Source organism: Collinsella sp. BG-O-102 (assembly GCF_023656745.1).
Taxonomy (GTDB): domain Bacteria; phylum Actinomycetota; class Coriobacteriia; order Coriobacteriales; family Coriobacteriaceae; genus Collinsella.
In genome coordinates this window covers 1-18,295 of record NZ_JAMOKO010000025.1, presented here as the reverse complement: position 1 = coordinate 18,295, position 18,295 = coordinate 1, and the positions used below count along the sequence as shown (strand labels likewise).

Genomic DNA, 18,295 nt, shown 5'->3' with positions numbered 1-18,295 from the left:
CTCCATCGCGGGCCGGGGGATTCCGGCCCCTCTGGGGTTGCCTACCCGGATTCGCGCCTCAGGACTCAGCGCAACGCGTTGCGCTGAGTCCTGAGGCTGTTGCAATGAAAATGAGAATCAAGGCAGGCCCGCTCCATCCGCCCCGTCATCTGTGGTTTACGTGGGGTCATGCGAACCGAGGGTATACTAACCGGCGGCGAATCTGCTCCATCGCTTAGGGCCGCTGCGTCTGGACGGCGCGTGAAAGGCTGCCAAAGCGATCGCCAGCGTGCTGAGCAACGTCCTCTCTGTGCGCACCTGTTTTGTATGTATTAGCGCACTACCAAGCACGCCCGCGCGGCCGCATGCCGTGCCCATTGCGCGTGCAGATAAGGAACAACAACATATGCGTAATTCTGTATCTGACGTCACCGACGCCGAGATTCTGGACGAGACCCGCGAGGCCATGACCCAGGCTGCCTTCGATGCCGCCGATGAGGCCAATGCCGCCCAGGCCGTCGAGTCCGCTACCGAGAGCCTGCCCGCCTTTGACGAGCTGGGCCTCTCCGACGAGATGCTTCGTGCTATCGAGAACCTGGGCTACACGGCGCCGACGCCTGTCCAGGCTGGCTCGATCCCCGTGGTGCTCGAGGGCCGCGACTTGCTTGCCGCCGCCCAGACCGGCACCGGCAAGACGGCCGCCTTTTTGCTGCCGACTATGAACAATCTGGAGCACATCGCTCCTCCCAAACCCGTGCGCGAGCGTGGCGGCCGCAACCGCCGTCGCGGTGCTAAAAAGCCCGAGGGCAACGGCCGTGGCCCCGTGATACTCGTCATCACCCCCACGCGCGAGCTTGCCCAGCAGATCGACGAGGTCGCAAGCAAAATCGCCGACGTCACGGGCCACGTTGCCGTGACCGTCGTGGGCGGCGTGAGCTACAAGCCGCAGACCGCGGCACTCAAGTACGGTTGCGATATCCTAGTTGCCACGCCGGGTCGTCTGGTCGATCTGATCGAGCAGGGTGCCTGCCATCTGGACGAGGTCAAGGTGCTGGTGCTCGACGAGGCCGACCGTATGCTCGACATGGGCTTTTTGCCTGCCGTCCGCCGCATTGTGCGCGAGACGCCGGCCGAGCGCCAGACGCTGCTGTTCTCGGCGACGCTCGACGAGGAGGCCGTGGGCGAGATCACCGACCTGGTGAGCGACCCGGCGCGCGTGGAGATCGCGCCCGCCACGTCGACCGCCGACACCGTCGACCAGTTTGTGTTCCCGGTGTCCATCGAGGCCAAGAACAACCTGCTGCCCGAGTTCCTCAAAAAGGAGGGCCCGGAGCGCACTATCGTCTTTATGCGCACCAAGCACCGCGCCGACAGCTGCTGCCGTCGTCTGGAGCGCAAGGGCATCAAGGCCGCCGCGATTCACGGCAACCGCAGCCAGGCCCAGCGCGAGCGCGCGCTTTCTGCCTTCCGCGACGGCACCGTCGACGTACTGGTGGCAACCGATGTTCTCGCCCGCGGCATCGACATTAGCGACGTGCGCTACGTCGTGAACTTTGACGTGCCGGCCGAGCCGACCGACTATATCCACCGCATTGGCCGTACGGGCCGCGCCGGCGAGCTGGGCTGGGCCATTACGTTTGTGACTGAGCAGGACGTGGACGAGTTCTACGAGATCGAGAAGCTCATGGACAAGACGGCCGATATTTACGAAGCCGGCGACCTGCACGTGGGCCCCAACCCGCCCGCCGTTGACCCCGAGCGCGATCCTGCCGCCTTTAAGGTGAAGAAGAAGACCAAGCGCGGCAAGTCCAAGAGCAAGAAGAAGCTTGAGCAGGCACGTCGCGACGGCAAGCGCAACGGAGATGACTACGGCGATGTGGCCGGTCGTTCCAACCGCGGTCGCGACGAGCGTCGCGGCGACGGCGAGCGCCCGAGCCGTCCTAAGCGCGGCGGCAAGACCCGCGTGCGCGAGGGCGTTCAGGCTCGCGTGGACGAGGCCGTGGAGAGCGTGGCTCGCGAGGTGGCTGCCGAGGAGCGCGCTGGTGCTGGTGCCGCTGAGCAGCCTGCGCGCGGCAACCGTGCCGAGCGTCGTGCCAAGCAGTTCCAGGGCGAGGCACACCGCCGTCGTCGTGAGGACGAGGACCGTGGCGGCCGTCGTCGTGTCGAGCGCGAGGACGAGGGCCGCGGTTCGCGCGGTGGCAAGCGCGGTTCGGGCGACCGCCGTCGTTCCGGTCGTGATGACGAGCGCGGTGGCCGTGATGAGCGTCGCGGCGGCGAGGGTCGCGGTGAGCGAGGTGCTCGTGGCGGTGAGTCCCGTGGCGGCAAGCGCTTTGAAGAGCGCGTTAGCCGCGGCGGCGAGCGTCGCGAGGGCGCTCGCGGCAATGGCGGCCGCGGCGGCGCTGGTCGTTCGAATGAGTCGCGCGATCGTCGTGACCCGCGTGCCAGCCGCGATCGTCGCGATGACTGGCGCAACTACGACGATACCCGCGAGGAGCGTCGTGGCGGCTATCGTGGCGGGCGTGGCGGCAACCAGGCCGGCTCCCGTGGCGGCCGTGCCGGCGGTCGCGATAACCGTGGCAGCTATGGCAATAGTCGTGGTGGCAAGCGTGGCGGCAGCTCCCGTCGTCCCGGTGACGGCGGCGGCAAGCGCAAATAACACACGCATCGCCCGCTAGAGCGAGGTGAACCAAGGGCCCCGAGCAACTACGCTCGGGGCCCTTTTTGTTTGCCGTATCCGATCGCTAGTTCAAATGTGATTTCCTCGGGAATGCGTCTAGAGGATGCCGTGGGCCTGTTTCCTACCATGCGGCAATGGGTCCCATGGGGTGCGCCGTGCATTTTTTGGAGTATTCTGCAGTTCGAGTTGTCTGCATATGATTTGACGTCGCCAACGGTGGCTTTCGGATATCCCTAGCGAGCGTTCTGAGTCAGATTTCGTCGTTTTCCGGAGCAGGGGCGCGTCATTCTCGCCATGTCGGAACCCAAAATGACGCAGCGCCCTAAAGGTTTGCCCGCTCGGGGTATTGCTGACGCGGTCACGTTGCAGAATACTCCGTTTTTTGCACGGGCCAGGATGGGGTACCTCGGGAGAACACGGCGGTATCCCGTAAATATATACAATCTGTACCGTAATTTATACAAAACGAAGAGGCAGACAGCGTAGGGTTGGTGCATTGGGGTGCTTGATGCACCAAAATGGGGATCCCACGTGCCGTATACTCTGGCTGGATGTGAAAACGGCTTGACGCGTTGCCAGACGTAGGGGGAGGGTGTCTCGATGAGCGTATTCGAAATTGTGTTTAGTCCGACGGGTGGAACGCAGAAGGTGTCTGGCCTTGTGGCCGGGGCACTGGACAAGAATACCGTTACCGTCGATCTGACCGATAGCGGGCTAGATTTCAGCGCTGTCTCGATGACTGAGGACGACGTGGCCGTAATCTCTGTGCCGGCGTATGCCGGTAGAATCCCGGCTGTGGTGGCTGACCGGTTGGGCATGGTTCACGGCAACGGAGCGCGGGCCGTTCTGGTGTGCGTCTACGGAAACCGCGCGTTTGAGGACACGCTCGTAGAGCTGGAGGACGTTGCGAAGCATGCGGGATTCCGGGTGATCGCGGCAGTTGCGGCCATTGCAGAACATTCCATTGCGCGACAGTTTGCTGCCGGTCGTCCGGATGCGCAGGATGCGGCGCAGCTCGCAGAGTTTGCGCAGCAAATTCAGCAAAAGCTGTTGGCCGAGGATACATCCGAGCCCTCTATTCCCGGCAATCGTCCTTATAAACAAGCCGGAGGTCACCGCATGGCACCCGAGGCAACAGGGGATTGCGTCTCCTGCGGTGCATGCGCCGCGGCGTGCCCCGTTTGCGCTATCGACAAGAGTGACCCCAAACGAGCAGCTGGCGAGGCGTGCATCTCCTGCATGCGCTGCATCGCCGTATGTCCGCGAGGTGCTCGCAAGCTTGATTCCAACAAACTATCCGCTGTTTCCCAGATGCTGAGCAAGGTTTGCGTCGCGCGGAAGGAATGCGAGCTCTTCATCTAGCGCAAGTGAGATTGGTGCAAACAAACCTGGCCCTTTTGCACCAAAAACGATCCGTTTTCCTCCGTTCCCAAGGGATCATGTGATCCGAAGGGGACGGAGGAAAACGGATCAAAAAGGAAAAATAGTAAGGCGCTCTTTTTCACATTGAATATTGCAATTTGGTAACGCGTTTTATCAAATATGGCATTTATCTGCGGTAATGTTCTATTTCACCGCTGAGGGTGACATTTTATACCGCCTGCCGAACCGTATGGAGACCTCACAACTTTCTAGGTCAGTGTTGTGCGTGTAGCAATTTCGCCCGGCCTCGCCTCCGGGCTGCCATGTGAGAGGGGATCTTATGGCTCGACTGCACGTAATGGAACGCAGCCACGCTCAGGCCGTCATGGACGACCTGCACGATGCGCTCGGACGTCGTCTGGCGGTGAGTTCGCTCGCCCCGTGTCCCGTTGAGTTTACGGCAGCGCTCGTCAACCTGTGCTCCACCCAGAGCTGCGGCAAGTGCACGCCCTGCCGCGTGGGCCTGAGCGCGCTGAGCGATCTGCTCGCCGATGTGCTCGAGGGCCGCGCCGACGAGTCCACGCTCAATCTGATCGAGCGCACCGCCCGCACCATCTATCTTTCGAGCGATTGCGCCATCGGTTACGAGGCCGGCGCCATGGCGCTTACGGCTATCCGCGGTTTCCGTGACGATTTTGAGCACCACATCCGCGAGCACTCCTGTGGCTTTGACCGCGAGGCCCGCGTCCCGTGCGTCTCGGGCTGTCCGGCGCATGTCGACATTCCCGGTTACATTTCGCTCGTCGAGGCCGGCCGCTATGCCGATGCCGTCAAGGTCATCCGCAAGAATAACCCGCTGCCGCTCGTTTGCGGCCTGGTGTGCGAGCATCCCTGCGAGATGCATTGCCGCCGTGGCATGGTCGACGACCCCATGAACATCCTCGCCCTCAAGCGTTTTGCCGTTGAGCACAGTGACCTCAACGACCACAAGCCGCATGTAGTGGACAACACCGGTAAGCGCGTCTCCGTGATCGGCGGCGGCCCGGCTGGCCTTTCCTGTGCCTACTACCTGGCCGTGATGGGCCACAAGGTGACCATTTTTGAGCAGCGCCACCACTTGGGCGGCATGCTGCGCTACGGCATCCCCAGCTATCGTCTGCCGCGCGAGCGCCTGCAGGCCGAGATCGACTGGATCTTGAGCGCCGGCATCGACGTTGAGCTCGATCACTCCGTGAACGGCGAGGAGCTCGCTCGCCTGCGCGACGAGTTCGATGCCGTCTACCTGGCCATCGGTGCCCATAGCGACAAGAAGCTCGGCCTTCCGGGTGAAGAAGCGCCCGGCGTGGAATCGGCCGTCAAGATGCTGCGCGCCATCGGAGACGACGAGCTGCCCGACCTGAGCGGCCAGCGCGTGTGCGTCATCGGTGGCGGCAACGTGGCCATGGACGTGGCGCGCTCTGCCGTGCGCTGCGGTGCCGAAAAGGTGAGCATCGTCTACCGCCGTCGCATCTGCGATATGACGGCCCAGGACGCCGAGATTGCCGGCGCCCAGGCCGAGGGTTGCGAGGTTCTGGAGCTCACGGCGCCGCTCGCCATCGAGACGGGCGAAGATGGTCGCGTGAGCGGCCTGCGCGTGCAACCGCAGATTATCGGCGAGCCCCGCCGCGGTCGTCCGGCTCCGCGTGCCGCCGCTACGCCCGAGCGCGTCATCCCCTGCGAGCGCGTGTTTGTCGCCATTGGCCAGGACATCGATTCCAAGCCGTTTGAGGACATGGGCATCGCCTGCAAGTGGGGTTGCGTGGTCACCGACTCGGACGGTGCCGTGCCCAACTTCGATGGCCTCTTTAGCGGCGGCGACTGCCAGACCGGCCCCGCCACCGTCATCCGTGCCATCAACGCCGGCCGCGTGGCTTCGGCAAACATCGACCGCTATCTGGGCTTCGACCACAAGATCAAGCTCGACGTGGAGCTGCCGACCGTGCAGTTTAAGGGCAAGCACGAGTGCGGCCGTTGCGAGCTGGGCGAGCGCGAGGCCGGCGAGCGCATTCACGATTGGAATCTGGTCGAGCAGGGTCTCACCGAGGAGGAGGCGCGCCAGGAGGCGAGCCGCTGCCTGCGCTGCGACCACTTTGGCTTTGGCGCGTTCCGCGGAGGGAGGAACCTGGAATGGTAGAGCTCAACAAAACCACCGTCGGCGACAACAGCGAAAACGGAGCGCACAACATGGTCAAGCTCACTATCGATAATTGCGAGGTCGTGGCGCCCGAGCACACCACGATCCTGGACGCGGCCAAGTCCGTCGGCATCCAGATTCCCACCCTGTGCTACCTACGCGATCTAAACGAGATTGGCGGTTGCCGCGTGTGCGTGGTCGAGGTTGAGGGCTGCGACCAGCTGGTTGCCGCCTGCAACAACTACGTGCTCGACGGCATGGTGGTCCACACCAACAGCCCCAAAGCCCGCGAGGCGCGTCGCACCAACGTGCAACTGCTGCTGTCCCAGCACGACTCGCGCTGCACGAGCTGCGTGCGCAGTGGTAACTGCAACCTGCAGACCATCGCCAACGACCTGGGCATCTTCTATCTGCCGTACGAGCAGCATCTGGCGCGCGAGAGCTGGGACTTCGATTTCCCCATCATCCGCGAAAACGACAAGTGCATTAAATGCATGCGCTGCATCAAGGTGTGCGAGAGCGTACAGGGCCTAGGGATTTGGGACCTGACCAACCGCGCCACGCATACCGCCGTGGGCACCCGCGGGCGCGTGCCGATCGGCAAGACCGATTGCGTCGCGTGCGGCCAGTGCATCACGCATTGCCCGACGGGCGCGCTGCGCGAGCGCGACGACACCGAGACCGTGTTTGACGCGCTTGCTAATCCCGACAAGATCGTGCTGGTGCAGATCGCGCCTGCCGTGCGCAGCGCCTGGGGCGAGGAGCTCGGCATATCTCGCGAGGAGGCAACCGTCGAGCGTCTGGCCTGCGCACTGCGCCGCGTTGGCTTTGAGTACGTGTTCGACACCGATTTCTCGGCCGACCTCACCATTATGGAGGAGGGTTCCGAGCTGCTCGAGCGCCTAGGCGCCGCCGCTAAGGGCGAAGGCGACAGCCGCGGCTGGCCCATGTTTACGAGCTGCTGCCCGGGTTGGGTGCGCTTTGTGAAGGCGCGCTATCCGGAGTTTGTCGACAGCCTGTCCACGTCCAAGTCGCCGCAGCAGATGTTCGGCGCCATCGCCAAGACATACTACGCCAAGGTGCTGGGCGTTGAGCCCGAGCGCTTGTTCGTGGTGTCCGTGATGCCGTGCACGGCCAAGAAGGCCGAGTGTGCGCTGCCGAGCATGGTGGGCGAGGACGGCACGCCCGACGTGGACGTTGCGCTGACGGTGCGCGAGATGGTGCGCATGATTCGCGCGAGCCACGTGAGCGTGGACACGCTGGTCGAGGAGCCGCTCGACACGCCGCTGGGCTTTGGCACGGGCGCGGGTGTGATCTTTGGCGCCACGGGCGGTGTGATGGAAGCTGCTGTGCGCTCGGCCTATTACCTGGTGACGGGCAAGAACCCCGACGCCGATTTCTTTACCGACGTGCGCGGCCTGGACGGCTGGAAGGAAGCCGTGGCCGATATCGATGGCACCAAGGTGCGCGTCGCCGTGGCACACGGGCTGGGCAATGCCGCCCGCCTGCTCGACGCAATTCGCGACGGCCGTGTGAGCTATGACTTTGTCGAGGTCATGGCGTGCCCCGGCGGCTGCGTCGGTGGTGGCGGTCAGCCCATTCACGACGGTTGCGAGCTGGCTGCCGAGCGTGGCCAGGTGCTCTGGGGCCTCGATGCGAACGCCGAGATTCGCTTCTCGCACGAGAATCCCGATGTCCAGGCGTGCTACCGCGAGTTCTTAGGCGAGCCGCTCTCGCCACTGGCCGAGGAGCTGCTGCATACCGACCATCACGCATGGACGATGCCTAACGAGGGGACGTGCTAGCGATGCGCGCGTTTGATGTTGAGATGTCGCGCCGGGGGTTTGCCTCGGCGCTCGCCGCGGGCGCCCTGTCACTTGCGCTCGCGGGCTGTGGCGGCGGGGCTGCCGGTGCCGGGTCCGCCGCGGGCTCGGTTGCCACGGACGGCGCCGGTGCTGCCGCAGAGCCGGTCGAGGTGCACGTCGCCTCGCTCAAGGGTCCGACGTCGATCGGTCTGGTGCAGTTTATGGACCAGGCAGCCGATGGCGAGACGGACAATGAGTTCGACTTTGCGATCAACACTGCCGCCGACGAGATTGTGCCCAAGGTCATTCAGGGCGATATCGATATCGCCCTGGTGCCCGCCAACGTGGCGAGCGTGCTCTACAACAAGACCGAGGGCGCGGTGCAGGTCATCGATATCAACACGCTGGGCGTGCTGAACGTTGTGACGGGCGACGCGAGTGTGGCCTCGTTTGGCGATCTGGCGGGCCATACTGTCTATATGACGGGCAAGGGCACCACGCCGGAGTACGTCATGAACTACTTGCTGGAGCGCGCGGGCCTGACCGGCCAGGTGGCGCTTGAGTTTAAGAGCGAGCCCACCGAGGTGCTGTCGGCGTTGCTTGTCGACCCGTCCGCCGTGGGCGTGCTGCCGGAGCCGTTCAAGACCGCTGCCATCGCCAAGAGCGAAGGCAAGCTGTCGGCGCCGGTGAGCCTGACCGATGTGTGGGATGAGCTAGCGGGTGACACGGGTTCGCGCCTGCTGACGGGCGTGACCGTGGTGCGCCGTGCCTTTGCCGAGGAGCATCCCGAGGCCGTGGCGGAATTCTTGCGCTGCCATGAGGCGAGCGTGAAGGCCGTCAATGCGGCGCCGGCAGATTGGGCACAGGCCGTGGTCGATGCGGGTATCGTCGATAACGCCGCGATTGCTGAAAAGGCGATTCCCGGGTGCATGCTCGTGTGCCAGACGGGGAAGGATATGAAGGCGGCGCTCGGTGGGTACCTGCAGGTGCTGGCCGATGCGGACGCGAGCGCCGTGGGCGGCAAGCTCCCGGCTGATGATTTCTATTACATGGAGTAGCCCGTGCGTGCGTTTGCTCGACAAATGACAGAGCGTATGAAGGCGGTGACGGCAGCAGGTGCCGTTGCTGCCTTTTGGCTTGCCGTGTGGGTCTTTGCAGCAGCACTGGTGGCGCAGCCGTTGATTTTGCCGGGGCCAGGCACTGTTGCGATGGCGTTGCTGCGCCTGGTGTGCGATGGCGGTACCTGGGCGATTTTGGCGGGCTCGGGCGCGCGGATATTGGGCGGGCTGGCGCTTGCCGCGGTGTGTGGTGGCGTGCTGGCCGGGATTTCGTCACGTTCGCGTGCGTTTGCCCGCCTGGTGGCGCCGGCGCTGTCGTTTGTCAAGGCGACGCCGGTTGCCTGCGTGGTGGTCCTGCTGCTCATTTGGCTGGGATCGGCGCGCGTGAGCATCGCCGCGGTCTTTTTGATGGCGCTGCCGGGCGTGTATTTTTCGCTGGTCGAGGGCTTGACGCAAGCGGATAGGCCGCTGGAGCAGATGTTCCGCCTGCATGGCGTGCGGGGCTGGCGACTGTTTTGCGCCCATACCTGGCGTGAAGTCCTGCCGTTTGCGCTTTCGTGTGCCCGTGCCGTGATCGGCATGAGCTGGAAGGCCGGCGTGGCAGCGGAGCTCATCGGCATGGCGGTGGGCACCGTGGGCGAGCGCATCTATCAGGCGAAGTTGCTCATCGAGACGGCTGACCTGCTGGCGTGGACCGTGCTAGTCGTTGCCGCCTCGTGGGCATGCGAGCGCGTGCTGGTGTGGTTGCTGTGGGCTTCGGGGCCCGTGGCGTGGCGCGCGGCCGTGCGGGCGCATGGGCGTGGTAATCGCGGGCGTGCGGGGGCTGCGAGCGATGGCGCTGCAACGGAGCTTGCGCTTGCCGTGGGCGATCGTGCGCCCTGGGCGCCGGCGCTGGACGGTCTGGTGCTCAATGTGCCCGTGGGTGGGCGTATCTGTGTGATGGGTGCTTCGGGCATGGGCAAGTCGACGCTGCTTTCGTTGGCAGCGGGGGAGTGCTCGCCGTGCTCGATGGTGTTTCAGGATGCACGCTTGGCCGAGTCCGCCTCGGCGCTGGATAACGTGCTGGTGTGCGCCGATGCGCGTGTGGATGCTTCGAGCGCCGCGGCATTGCTGCGCCTGCTGGTGCCGGGAGTCGATGTGGATGCTCGCGTGGCCGAGCTTTCGGGCGGGCAGCGCCGTCGCGTCGAGATTGCTCGAGCCCTGCTGTGCCCGGGCGGCGCGGTGATTCTTGACGAGCCCTTTACCGGCCTGGATGCCGCCGCGCGCGATGCGACGACCAAGGTCGTGCTCGACCTGCTCGACGGCCGCATGCTGTTGCTTGCCACACACGATGCCGCTGACGCTCGGGCCCTCAATATCTCGGACATCATTACGCTCTAAATACTTACTCAGCAACAAAATGATCCGTTTTTCTCCGTTCCCATGGGGTCGGGTATGGTATTCTATCTGCGGGGTAATACTTAGGAATACCAAGTAATACCAACGCCGTAGAAACAAACTCCAGATGCGGGCCAATCGGGTTGCCTTCACAGCCCGTCGCCCAGCCGCGTGGCCCGCATCTATCCGCACCACCGTCGTTTCAAAAAGGAAGCGCCATGGCAGAACACATGACCCCGGTTGTCGCGAAGGTCTTGCCCGAGGAAAAGGCGGCCTTCGCGGCGGCAACCCAGCTCGTAGGCACCACGCCGTCCAACGCTATCCGCATGTTTATCGCCGCGTTCAATCGCTGCGGCACCTTTCCGTTCGACATTTCGCCCAGCGGGGCCTTTGGCACTGCGCCCGATTCTCATCAATAAGTGATCCGTTTTCCTCCGTCCCCATGGGATCAGCTCTCTGCCGAGTTGTGGTAGAACTAGGGAACGGTTTTGAGGAGGTTGGCATGCTCAATGCGATGATTTGGGCGCTTGCCTGTTTTGGCGTTGTCGCTGCCGATATAGCCCTGAGCGTGGTTCTGTTTTCAGTTCTCGATGCCGTATCGGTGCTGACGGGCTATCCGATCGACAATCTCGATATCCAATGGTTCCAGGCTGCCGCTCAGACGGCGTCGTTTTTGATGGCGCTGCTGTGGTGGCGTTATTTGTGGCCGCGCTCGTTTATGGCGCGCTGGCAGGGCGAGCGCCCGCTTGGCGGTGGAGCGCGTGGGGCGTGGAAACGCATCGCCTGCGTTATCGTGATCGGCCTTGCCCTGCAGGTGGTCGTTGGCTACGTGACCGACGCTGTGCTGTCGCTGTTACCCGAGGCGGCGGCCGATTACAGCGAACTTGTCGAGGAGACGGGCATGGGCGACACGAGCTATCTGGCCGTCCTGACCACGGTGCTCGGCGCTCCGTTTTGCGAGGAACTGCTGGTGCGCGGTATCATTTTTGAGTTTTCGCTCCGAGCATTTAACCCGCAGTGCCGTCCGCTCTGGAAACGCCGGCGTCGCGCACGGGCGCAAGACGTCGCCATGGTGCCCTGGGCGGCCCCGAGTACCTGGGGCGTCGCCGCGGCGATTGTGCTGCAGGCGGCGGTCTTTGGCTTTATGCATATGAACTGGGTGCAGGGCTGCTACGCCGGCGCCGCCGGTCTGGTCTTTGGCTGGGTGCTCGTGACCACTGGAAAGCTCCGCTACACGATCCTGCTGCACTTTGCCTTTAACGCCGGGTCGTACCTCATGGGTTTGCTGTGGTTTGTGAACACGCCGCTCGACGTGGTGGTCACGGTTGCCATCGCCGGCTTTGTGCTGGTAGAGGCGATGCGCTCGCTGCTTCGATTGTGCATTCCCGTGTCGCGCGAAGCTGATCGGTCTGAGTAATAACGCCTTTAATTAGACCGATGCGTCCTGAACGCACCTGGCGTTTCGCCGAATGCTTCTTTAAATTTTGAGTAAAAGAATGACATGTTGGAGATGCCGACTTTTCGGGCTACATACTGCACGCTGCGCTCGGTGTTATTGAGAAGATATGCCGCCTCTGTGAGCTGCTGGTTGAGCTTGATTTGCGAAAACGTTTTGCCGGTTTTTTGCTTGATCAAGCTGCTGAGATAGCTGGTGCTATAACCCGTATCGCTCGCAATGCTTTCGAGTGTGCAGTCGCCGTAGCTTCGCTCAATATGATTCAGAATCGACACGATGCGTTCGTCCGACATGATCGCCTGGTTATCAGTTGCGGAGCGTCGGTACAGTCCTCGAATGAGAACAAGGAATAGGCTGACGGCGAGGTGCCTCATGAGTTCATTGGAATAGGCATCTTTAAAGTGATATTCGATAAAGAGCATCTCGATGAGGCGTCGCGCATGTCGGGCGTATTCCTCTGGAAGAATGAGATATTTTCGGGCCTCGCGGTTTTTGGACACAAAATCAAATAGAAGATTCGTTAATGGTGACGCGCCGGGTAGCTGGCTCAGGAACAACGAATCGAACATTTCTTTTTTGAAGACGATCGAAATGACGATATCATGCTCGCCCTTAACGTATGGAACGCTTCTGACTACGCCGGTGTTGCAAATGAGCACGTCGCCCTTTTTAAGGAGTAGTCGCCGTCCGTTGACGATAAACGTGCAGACGCCGTCGTACACGTAGTTAAGCTCCATATCCCGATTGATATGAGGAGGAATATCGGTAAAGCGCGACTCCTTGATAAGGCCCACGGGGTTTTCGTCGAGAGTTTCTTTCCAATCAAACAGATAGACCTCTTCGCCGTTAATGGTTGTGGTTTCCACCCTGTTATATCGCGGGCTGAGCTCTCCCGGATGTGTGCGATGCCACTCTTCGGTCTCGGTATGCGTATAGAGCAGCTGTTTGAGATTCGAATCCATGGGGTGCTCCAGGGGTGAACGGTAGAATCGATGCCTTAAACGGTATTATATCTAAAAAAATGTTATAAACCCACGCTTTCTATGCGATATCTTATGCATCTTGTTCTTCCTAGTATTGGGTTATCCGCTGGAGCATCCGATCAAGGAGGGCAAATGAGTAAGTTAAAACATGGGTTTGACTCCGACTTTTTATGGGGCGGAGCCATATCGTGCTCGCAGGCCGATGGCGCCTGGAATGAGGGCGGAAAGGGAAAGTCGACGCAGGATTGTCGATGGCTGGATGGTACCTGGACTCATGACCAGATTGAGGACAAGCATCAAAACAACCCCTTCTGCCATGACGAGCTAATGAACGCTCTCGCAGATGATGGCGTTGAGTTCTACCCGTTTAGGCGTGGCAACGACTTCTATCATCACTATCGTGAGGACATCGCGCTTTTTGCGGAGATGGGTCTCAAGCTGTTCCGCACCTCTATTTGCTGGAGCCGAATCTATCCTAACGGAGATGACCTTGAGCCTAACCGCGAAGGCATCGAGTGGTATCGAAGCATGCTGGGTGAGTGCAAAAAGCACGGCATTAAGACCTTCGTCACCATGCTCCACTATGACATCCCGGTAAATCTTGTCACCACATATGGGGGATGGAAGAATCGCAAGACGATTGATTTCTTCGCCCGCTATGTCGAGACAATCGTTACGGAATTGGGCGATCTGGTCGATTTCTGGCTGCCTTTTAACGAGTTCAATGCAGCGCGTTTTTCGCCTTGGGACGGGGTCTGTCTGGTCAAAGACGAAGAGGGGGAGAACTTCGATCGAGCCATCTTCCAGTGTCTGCACCACGAGTTCGTTGCCAATGCGCGCGCCGTCGAGATTGTCCATCGTCTTTCGCCCGATACTCCCGTTGGCGGCATGATCGCTCGATTCTGTACGTATCCCGCCACCTGCCGTCCCGAAGATAACATGCAGGCTATTCACGACGACCAGTATTCCAACTGGTTCTATACGGATGTGATGGCTCGTGGAAAATACCCCGCTTATATGAATCGCTATTTCGACGCGTGCGATATCGAGATTCAAATGGAACCGGGCGATGAAGAGCTCATCGCTCGCAACACTGTCGACTTCCTGGCCTTCTCGTACTACTTTTCCCAGGTATCCACCTGCGATCAGGGATGGGAGAAGACTGCGGGAAATCTGGTCATGGCAAACAAGAACCCTTATCTCGAGACGAGTGAGTGGGGCTGGCAGCTCGATCCCATTGGCCTGAGGGTTACCCTTAACCAGATGTATGACCGCTATGGGCTGCCCCTGTATATCGCCGAGAACGGCCTCGGTACATCTGATGTAGTCGAGGAGGATGGCAGCATCCACGACGAGTATCGAATCGATTATTTGCGCCAGCACATAAAGTGCCTTAAGGAGGCAGTGATCGATGGCGTTGACGTGCGCGGATACATGATCTGGGGATTCATTGACCTTGTTGCCTGCGGTCCTCTTACGATGGACAAGCGCTACGGGCTCATCTATGTCGATCTGGATAATTGCGGCAACGGCACTGCGGAGCGCTCGCGTAAAGACTCTTTCTATTGGTATCAGAAATGTATCGCCACTAATGGCGAGGATCTTGGGTAGGAGTGATTGTTGTGGCAGACAAGAAGGAACTGGCCGCTCGTGTCCTCGAGCTCGTGGGCGGCGCCGATAACGTTGTTATGGCAACGCACTGCATTACAAGGCTCAGATTCAACCTGAAGGACGATAGCAAGGCAGACCTGGAGGCCCTTAAGACGCTTGACGGCGCCTTGGGCGCGCAGGTTAAAGACGGGCAGTGGCAGGTTATCATCGGCGCCAGCGTGGGGTCGGTATATGACGAATTGGAGCCCATGCTAGGCGACAGGATGGGTGGCGAGGTCTCCGCCGACGCCGAGCAGCCTGAGCTCCAAAAAGGTTCGGCTCGCGTATTCGATATCATCACCGGCATCTTCTCCGCTATCATTCCCGCACTGGTGGCGGGAGGCATCGTAAAGGGCATCCTGGCTGCTATCGCGGCTTTTGGAATCGACACGGGTGCCGGCGACTTTGCGATATTCAATATGATTTCGGATATCCCGTTCTACTTCTTGCCGTTTTTGCTGGCAATGTCTACAGCTGATAAGTTCCGAGTCAACCGTTCGCTTGCGCTTTGTGTTGCCGGATCGCTGATGTACCCGACCATTGTCAACGCTGTCGGTACGGGCGAGACGCCCCTTGCGCTGTTCGGTTTTGCGGTGCCGATTTTTAGCTACGCCGATTCCGTGTTCCCGGTTATCTTTGGCGTCATTGGCTTGTCTTTTGTATATCGCGCAATCGACAAAGTCGTGCCGGATCTTTTTAAGCTCGTTGTCGTTCCGGCGCTCTCCCTTGCTATCGTGATTCCCGTCAACCTGTTTGTGCTCGCTCCGATTGGTGCCTGGTGCGGTCTTGGTCTTGCCAACGGTATCGTTTGGCTATTCTCGACGTTAGGCCCCGTTGCCGGTTTTCTGCTGGGCTTCTTTATGCCGCTTATCGTGCTCTTCGGCATGCATCAGTCAACGAGCCCTATCCAGATTTCCAATATCGCAACGCTTGGGTATGACTATCTGCTCCCGATCTCTTTCTGCCATAACCTCGCCGAAAGCGGTGCGTCTTTTGGTGCAGCCCTGCGCATGACCGACGAAAAGCTCAAGTCCGCTGCAATGACGTGCGCCTTCTCAGCATTTATGGGAATTTCCGAGCCCGCCTTGTTTACCGTTCAGGTTCCTAACAGGACTCCGCTTATCGCTGCGATGATCGCGGATGGCATTGGCGGTGCGCTTACCGTTGTTCTCGGCGCAAAGTGCTTCGGCTTTGTTATGCCCGGCATTACCTCGTTGCCCGTTTATGCCGATCCAAGCGGCAATCCCATGAACCTGATCATGATTGTCGTCTGCATCGCTTTGACTTGGGTTATCTCTGCGGCGCTCTCGTTTGCGCTCTATGGTCGTTTCGACAAAAAGTAACAACGTTTTGAGATAGACAATATTAATCGGCCGCTCGCCGGGGAATCGTTCTGCGACGCCCCGGCGAGCGGCATTTTATTGGTGGGGCGTGTCGTGTCGCCAACGGCGGCATGCCGCCTCGCCGCGCTAGTTGCGTCTGCCGCCTCCGTTGGCGCCCTGACGCCCCTGTGCCGCGCGATTGCGACCGGCAGTGTTCTGCGCGCGGGACATACCGCCGTATCCCTTGCTGCCCTTAGGCCCCTTGCCGGCACCACCAGCGCCACCGTGAACCTTGCCGCCCTTCTTGCCGGTGCCATGTCCGCCGCTGGCCGATGTCTCGCCCGGGCGTGGTGGCACGGGGCGAATCAGACAATGCTTGGTGTAGCCGATCAGATCGCGGCGGCCGGCCTTTTCCAGCGCCTCGCGCACGAGCTTGTAGTTCTCGGGCTTGCGATATTGGATGAGCGCGCGCTGCATGGCCTTCTCGTGCGGGTCGCGCGCCACGTAGATCGGTTGCATGGTACGCGGATCCACGCCGGTGTAGTACATGCACGTCGACATGGTGGACGGGGTGGGGTAGAAGTCCTGCACCTGCTCGGGCATGTAGCCCATGTCGCGCACGGCCTCGGCAAGGTCCACGGCTTCCTTCATCGTTGAACCGGGGTGGCTCGAGATCAGATACGGCACTACGTACTGCTTGAGTCCGTATTCGCGGTTCAAGCGCTCAAATTTGCGGCAGAACGCGTCGTAGACGGCGCGGCTTGGCTTGCCCATCACGGACAGTACCGCGTCGCTCACGTGCTCGGGCGCTACGCGCAGCTGGCCCGAGACATGGTGTTCCAACAGCTCGCGCAAAAACTCGTCCGAGGCATCGGCCATGGTGTAGTCAAAGCGGATGCCGCTGCGGACGAAGACCTTTTTGACGCCCGGCAGCTGGCGCAGGTCGCGCAGCAGCTGCGTGTAGCCGCTCTCGTCGACCACCATGTTCTTGCACACGCTCGGCCACAGGCAGCGCTTGTTCTTGCACACGCCGTTCTTGAGTTGCTTGTCGCAGGCGGGGCGGCTAAAGTTTGCCGTCGGTCCGCCCACGTCGTTGATGTAGCCCTTAAACTCGGGATCGCGCGTGAGCAGCTCGGCCTCGCGCATGATCGAATCGTGGCTGCGCATCTGCAGCACGCGCCCCTGGTGGAAGGTGAGGGCGCAAAACGAGCACTCGCCAAAACAGCCACGGTTGGAGCTAATGGAAAACTTGATCTCGGCAAAGGCCGGCACGCCGCCTGCCGCGTCGTAGTCGGGATGCCAATCGCGTGCGTAGGGGAGTTCGGCAACCTCGTCCATCTCGTCGGTGGTGAGTGTTGCCGACGGCGGGTTCTGCACCACGTACACGCTGTTGGGATATGGCTCTACCAGGCGATGCCCGGTGATGGGGTCCATATTCTGCTGCTGCACGTTAAAGCTGCGGGCGTAGTTGAGCTTGTCAGCGGCAAGGTCGTCCCAGCTGGGCAGCAGGTCGTAGTCGTAGACCTCGCCGAGCGAACCCGTGCGGTAAACGGTGCCGTTGATATAGGTGATCTGATCGACGGGCAGCCCTGCGTCGAGTGCGTCGGCGATCTCGACAATCGCGTGCTCGCCCATGCCGTAGATGAGGATGTCGGCGCCCGAGTCGAGCAGCACCGAGCGCTTGAGCTTGTCCTGCCAGTAGTCGTAGTGGGCCAGGCGACGCAGGCTTGCCTCGATGCCACCGATAATGATGGGGGCGTCCTTAAACGTCTGGCGGATGAGGTTGCCGTAGACCGTGACGGCGCGATTGGGACGGCGCCCCTCCTCGCCACCGGGGGTATAGGCGTCGGTGTGGCGGCGATGCTTGGTCACCGAATAGTGGTTGACCATGGAGTCCATGTTGCCGGCACTGACGAGAAAGCCTAGGCGCGGCTCGCCGAGCACGGTGATGCTGGCGGGGTCGGTCCAGTCGGGTTGGCAGATGATGCCCACTTTGTAGCCGTGCGCGTCGAGGACGCGACTGATGATGGCCATGCCAAAACTGGGATGGTCCACATAGGCGTCGCCGCAGATGTAGACAAAGTCGCACTGGTCCCAGCCGCGTGCATCCATGTCGGCTCGACTGACGGGGAGGAATTTATCGCGGCTCGGACGCCAGGGGCGGGCGGGCACTGCTGTGGTATGCGTGGTGTGCCCACCCTGCGCCTTACCGCCGCGCTTTTGCTGCTGGCCCTGTTTGCCCTGCTGTCCGCGTTGGCTGTTCTGAGCGTGCTGAGGCTTTTTTGCCACGATCCCTCCCGGTGTCTGTATGCTGCACGTAATTGTAACCAGTCTTTTTGGGACGTGTCTCTATAGTTTTGTCAACCGCGTGCTTCGCGCCATTTCGGCATGACGCATCCGGGCGCCTGGCGCCCCCGCTTGGTTTCCTCTTCGGTTGATCCCGCCGCCCGCTA

The 18,295-nt window shown here is 61.2% G+C and carries 12 protein-coding genes; 10 read left to right on the top strand and 2 right to left on the bottom strand.

Going from position 1 to position 18,295, the window contains the following annotated elements; translation table 11 throughout:
• Positions 1-385: 385 nt before the first annotated feature.
• The 8 genes from NBH09_RS09525 to NBH09_RS09490 all read left to right on the top strand — a co-directional run bounded on the left by NBH09_RS09525 (position 386) and on the right by NBH09_RS09490 (position 11,848).
• Positions 386-2,635: a DEAD/DEAH box helicase gene (locus NBH09_RS09525; protein WP_250787805.1), complete on the top strand. Its 2,250-nt coding sequence runs from the start codon at positions 386-388 to the stop codon at positions 2,633-2,635.
• 621 nt (positions 2,636-3,256) lie between these two features.
• On the top strand, positions 3,257-4,018 hold the full coding sequence (locus NBH09_RS09520; protein ID WP_161115438.1) for a 4Fe-4S dicluster domain-containing protein: 762 nt from the start codon (positions 3,257-3,259) through the stop codon (positions 4,016-4,018).
• Between the two features lie 340 nt (positions 4,019-4,358).
• Positions 4,359-6,191, top strand: coding sequence for an NAD(P)-binding protein (locus NBH09_RS09515; RefSeq protein WP_195234728.1), 1,833 nt, complete (start codon positions 4,359-4,361; stop codon positions 6,189-6,191).
• Positions 6,185-7,996: a [FeFe] hydrogenase, group A gene (locus tag NBH09_RS09510; protein ID WP_250787804.1), complete on the top strand. Its 1,812-nt coding sequence runs from the start codon at positions 6,185-6,187 to the stop codon at positions 7,994-7,996. The genes NBH09_RS09515 and NBH09_RS09510 overlap by 7 nt, the downstream gene beginning before the upstream one ends.
• Before the next feature lie 2 nt (positions 7,997-7,998).
• Positions 7,999-9,054: an ABC transporter substrate-binding protein gene (locus NBH09_RS09505; RefSeq protein ID WP_161115440.1), complete on the top strand. Its 1,056-nt coding sequence runs from the start codon at positions 7,999-8,001 to the stop codon at positions 9,052-9,054.
• 3 nt (positions 9,055-9,057) lie between these two features.
• Positions 9,058-10,434, top strand: a complete 1,377-nt coding sequence (locus tag NBH09_RS09500; RefSeq protein ID WP_161115441.1) for an ATP-binding cassette domain-containing protein — start codon at positions 9,058-9,060, stop codon at positions 10,432-10,434.
• 215 nt (positions 10,435-10,649) lie between these two features.
• On the top strand, positions 10,650-10,850 hold the full coding sequence (locus tag NBH09_RS09495; protein ID WP_035137368.1) for a type II toxin-antitoxin system RelB/DinJ family antitoxin: 201 nt from the start codon (positions 10,650-10,652) through the stop codon (positions 10,848-10,850).
• Between the two features lie 83 nt (positions 10,851-10,933).
• Complete coding sequence (locus tag NBH09_RS09490; RefSeq protein WP_161115442.1) at positions 10,934-11,848, top strand: CPBP family intramembrane glutamic endopeptidase; 915 nt, start codon at positions 10,934-10,936, stop codon at positions 11,846-11,848.
• A gap of 8 nt (positions 11,849-11,856) precedes the next feature.
• Here the strand turns inward: NBH09_RS09490 and NBH09_RS09485 are convergent, their stop codons facing one another.
• Positions 11,857-12,849: a helix-turn-helix transcriptional regulator gene (locus tag NBH09_RS09485; protein WP_055250957.1), complete on the bottom strand. Its 993-nt coding sequence runs from the start codon at positions 12,847-12,849 to the stop codon at positions 11,857-11,859.
• Positions 12,850-13,002: 153 nt separating this feature from the next.
• On the opposite strand from NBH09_RS09485, the gene NBH09_RS09480 reads away from it, so the two are divergent.
• Positions 13,003-14,481 carry a family 1 glycosylhydrolase gene (locus tag NBH09_RS09480; protein ID WP_035137362.1) on the top strand — a complete coding sequence of 493 codons (1,479 nt, stop codon included), beginning with the start codon at positions 13,003-13,005 and terminating at the stop codon, positions 14,479-14,481.
• Between the two features lie 11 nt (positions 14,482-14,492).
• Positions 14,493-15,863 carry a PTS transporter subunit EIIC gene (locus NBH09_RS09475; RefSeq protein ID WP_055250969.1) on the top strand — a complete coding sequence of 457 codons (1,371 nt, stop codon included), beginning with the start codon at positions 14,493-14,495 and terminating at the stop codon, positions 15,861-15,863.
• 126 nt (positions 15,864-15,989) lie between these two features.
• Here NBH09_RS09475 and NBH09_RS09470 read toward each other — a convergent pair whose 3' ends face one another.
• Positions 15,990-18,131, bottom strand: coding sequence for a YgiQ family radical SAM protein (locus tag NBH09_RS09470; protein ID WP_250787803.1), 2,142 nt, complete (start codon positions 18,129-18,131; stop codon positions 15,990-15,992).
• Positions 18,132-18,295: the final 164 nt, after the last annotated feature.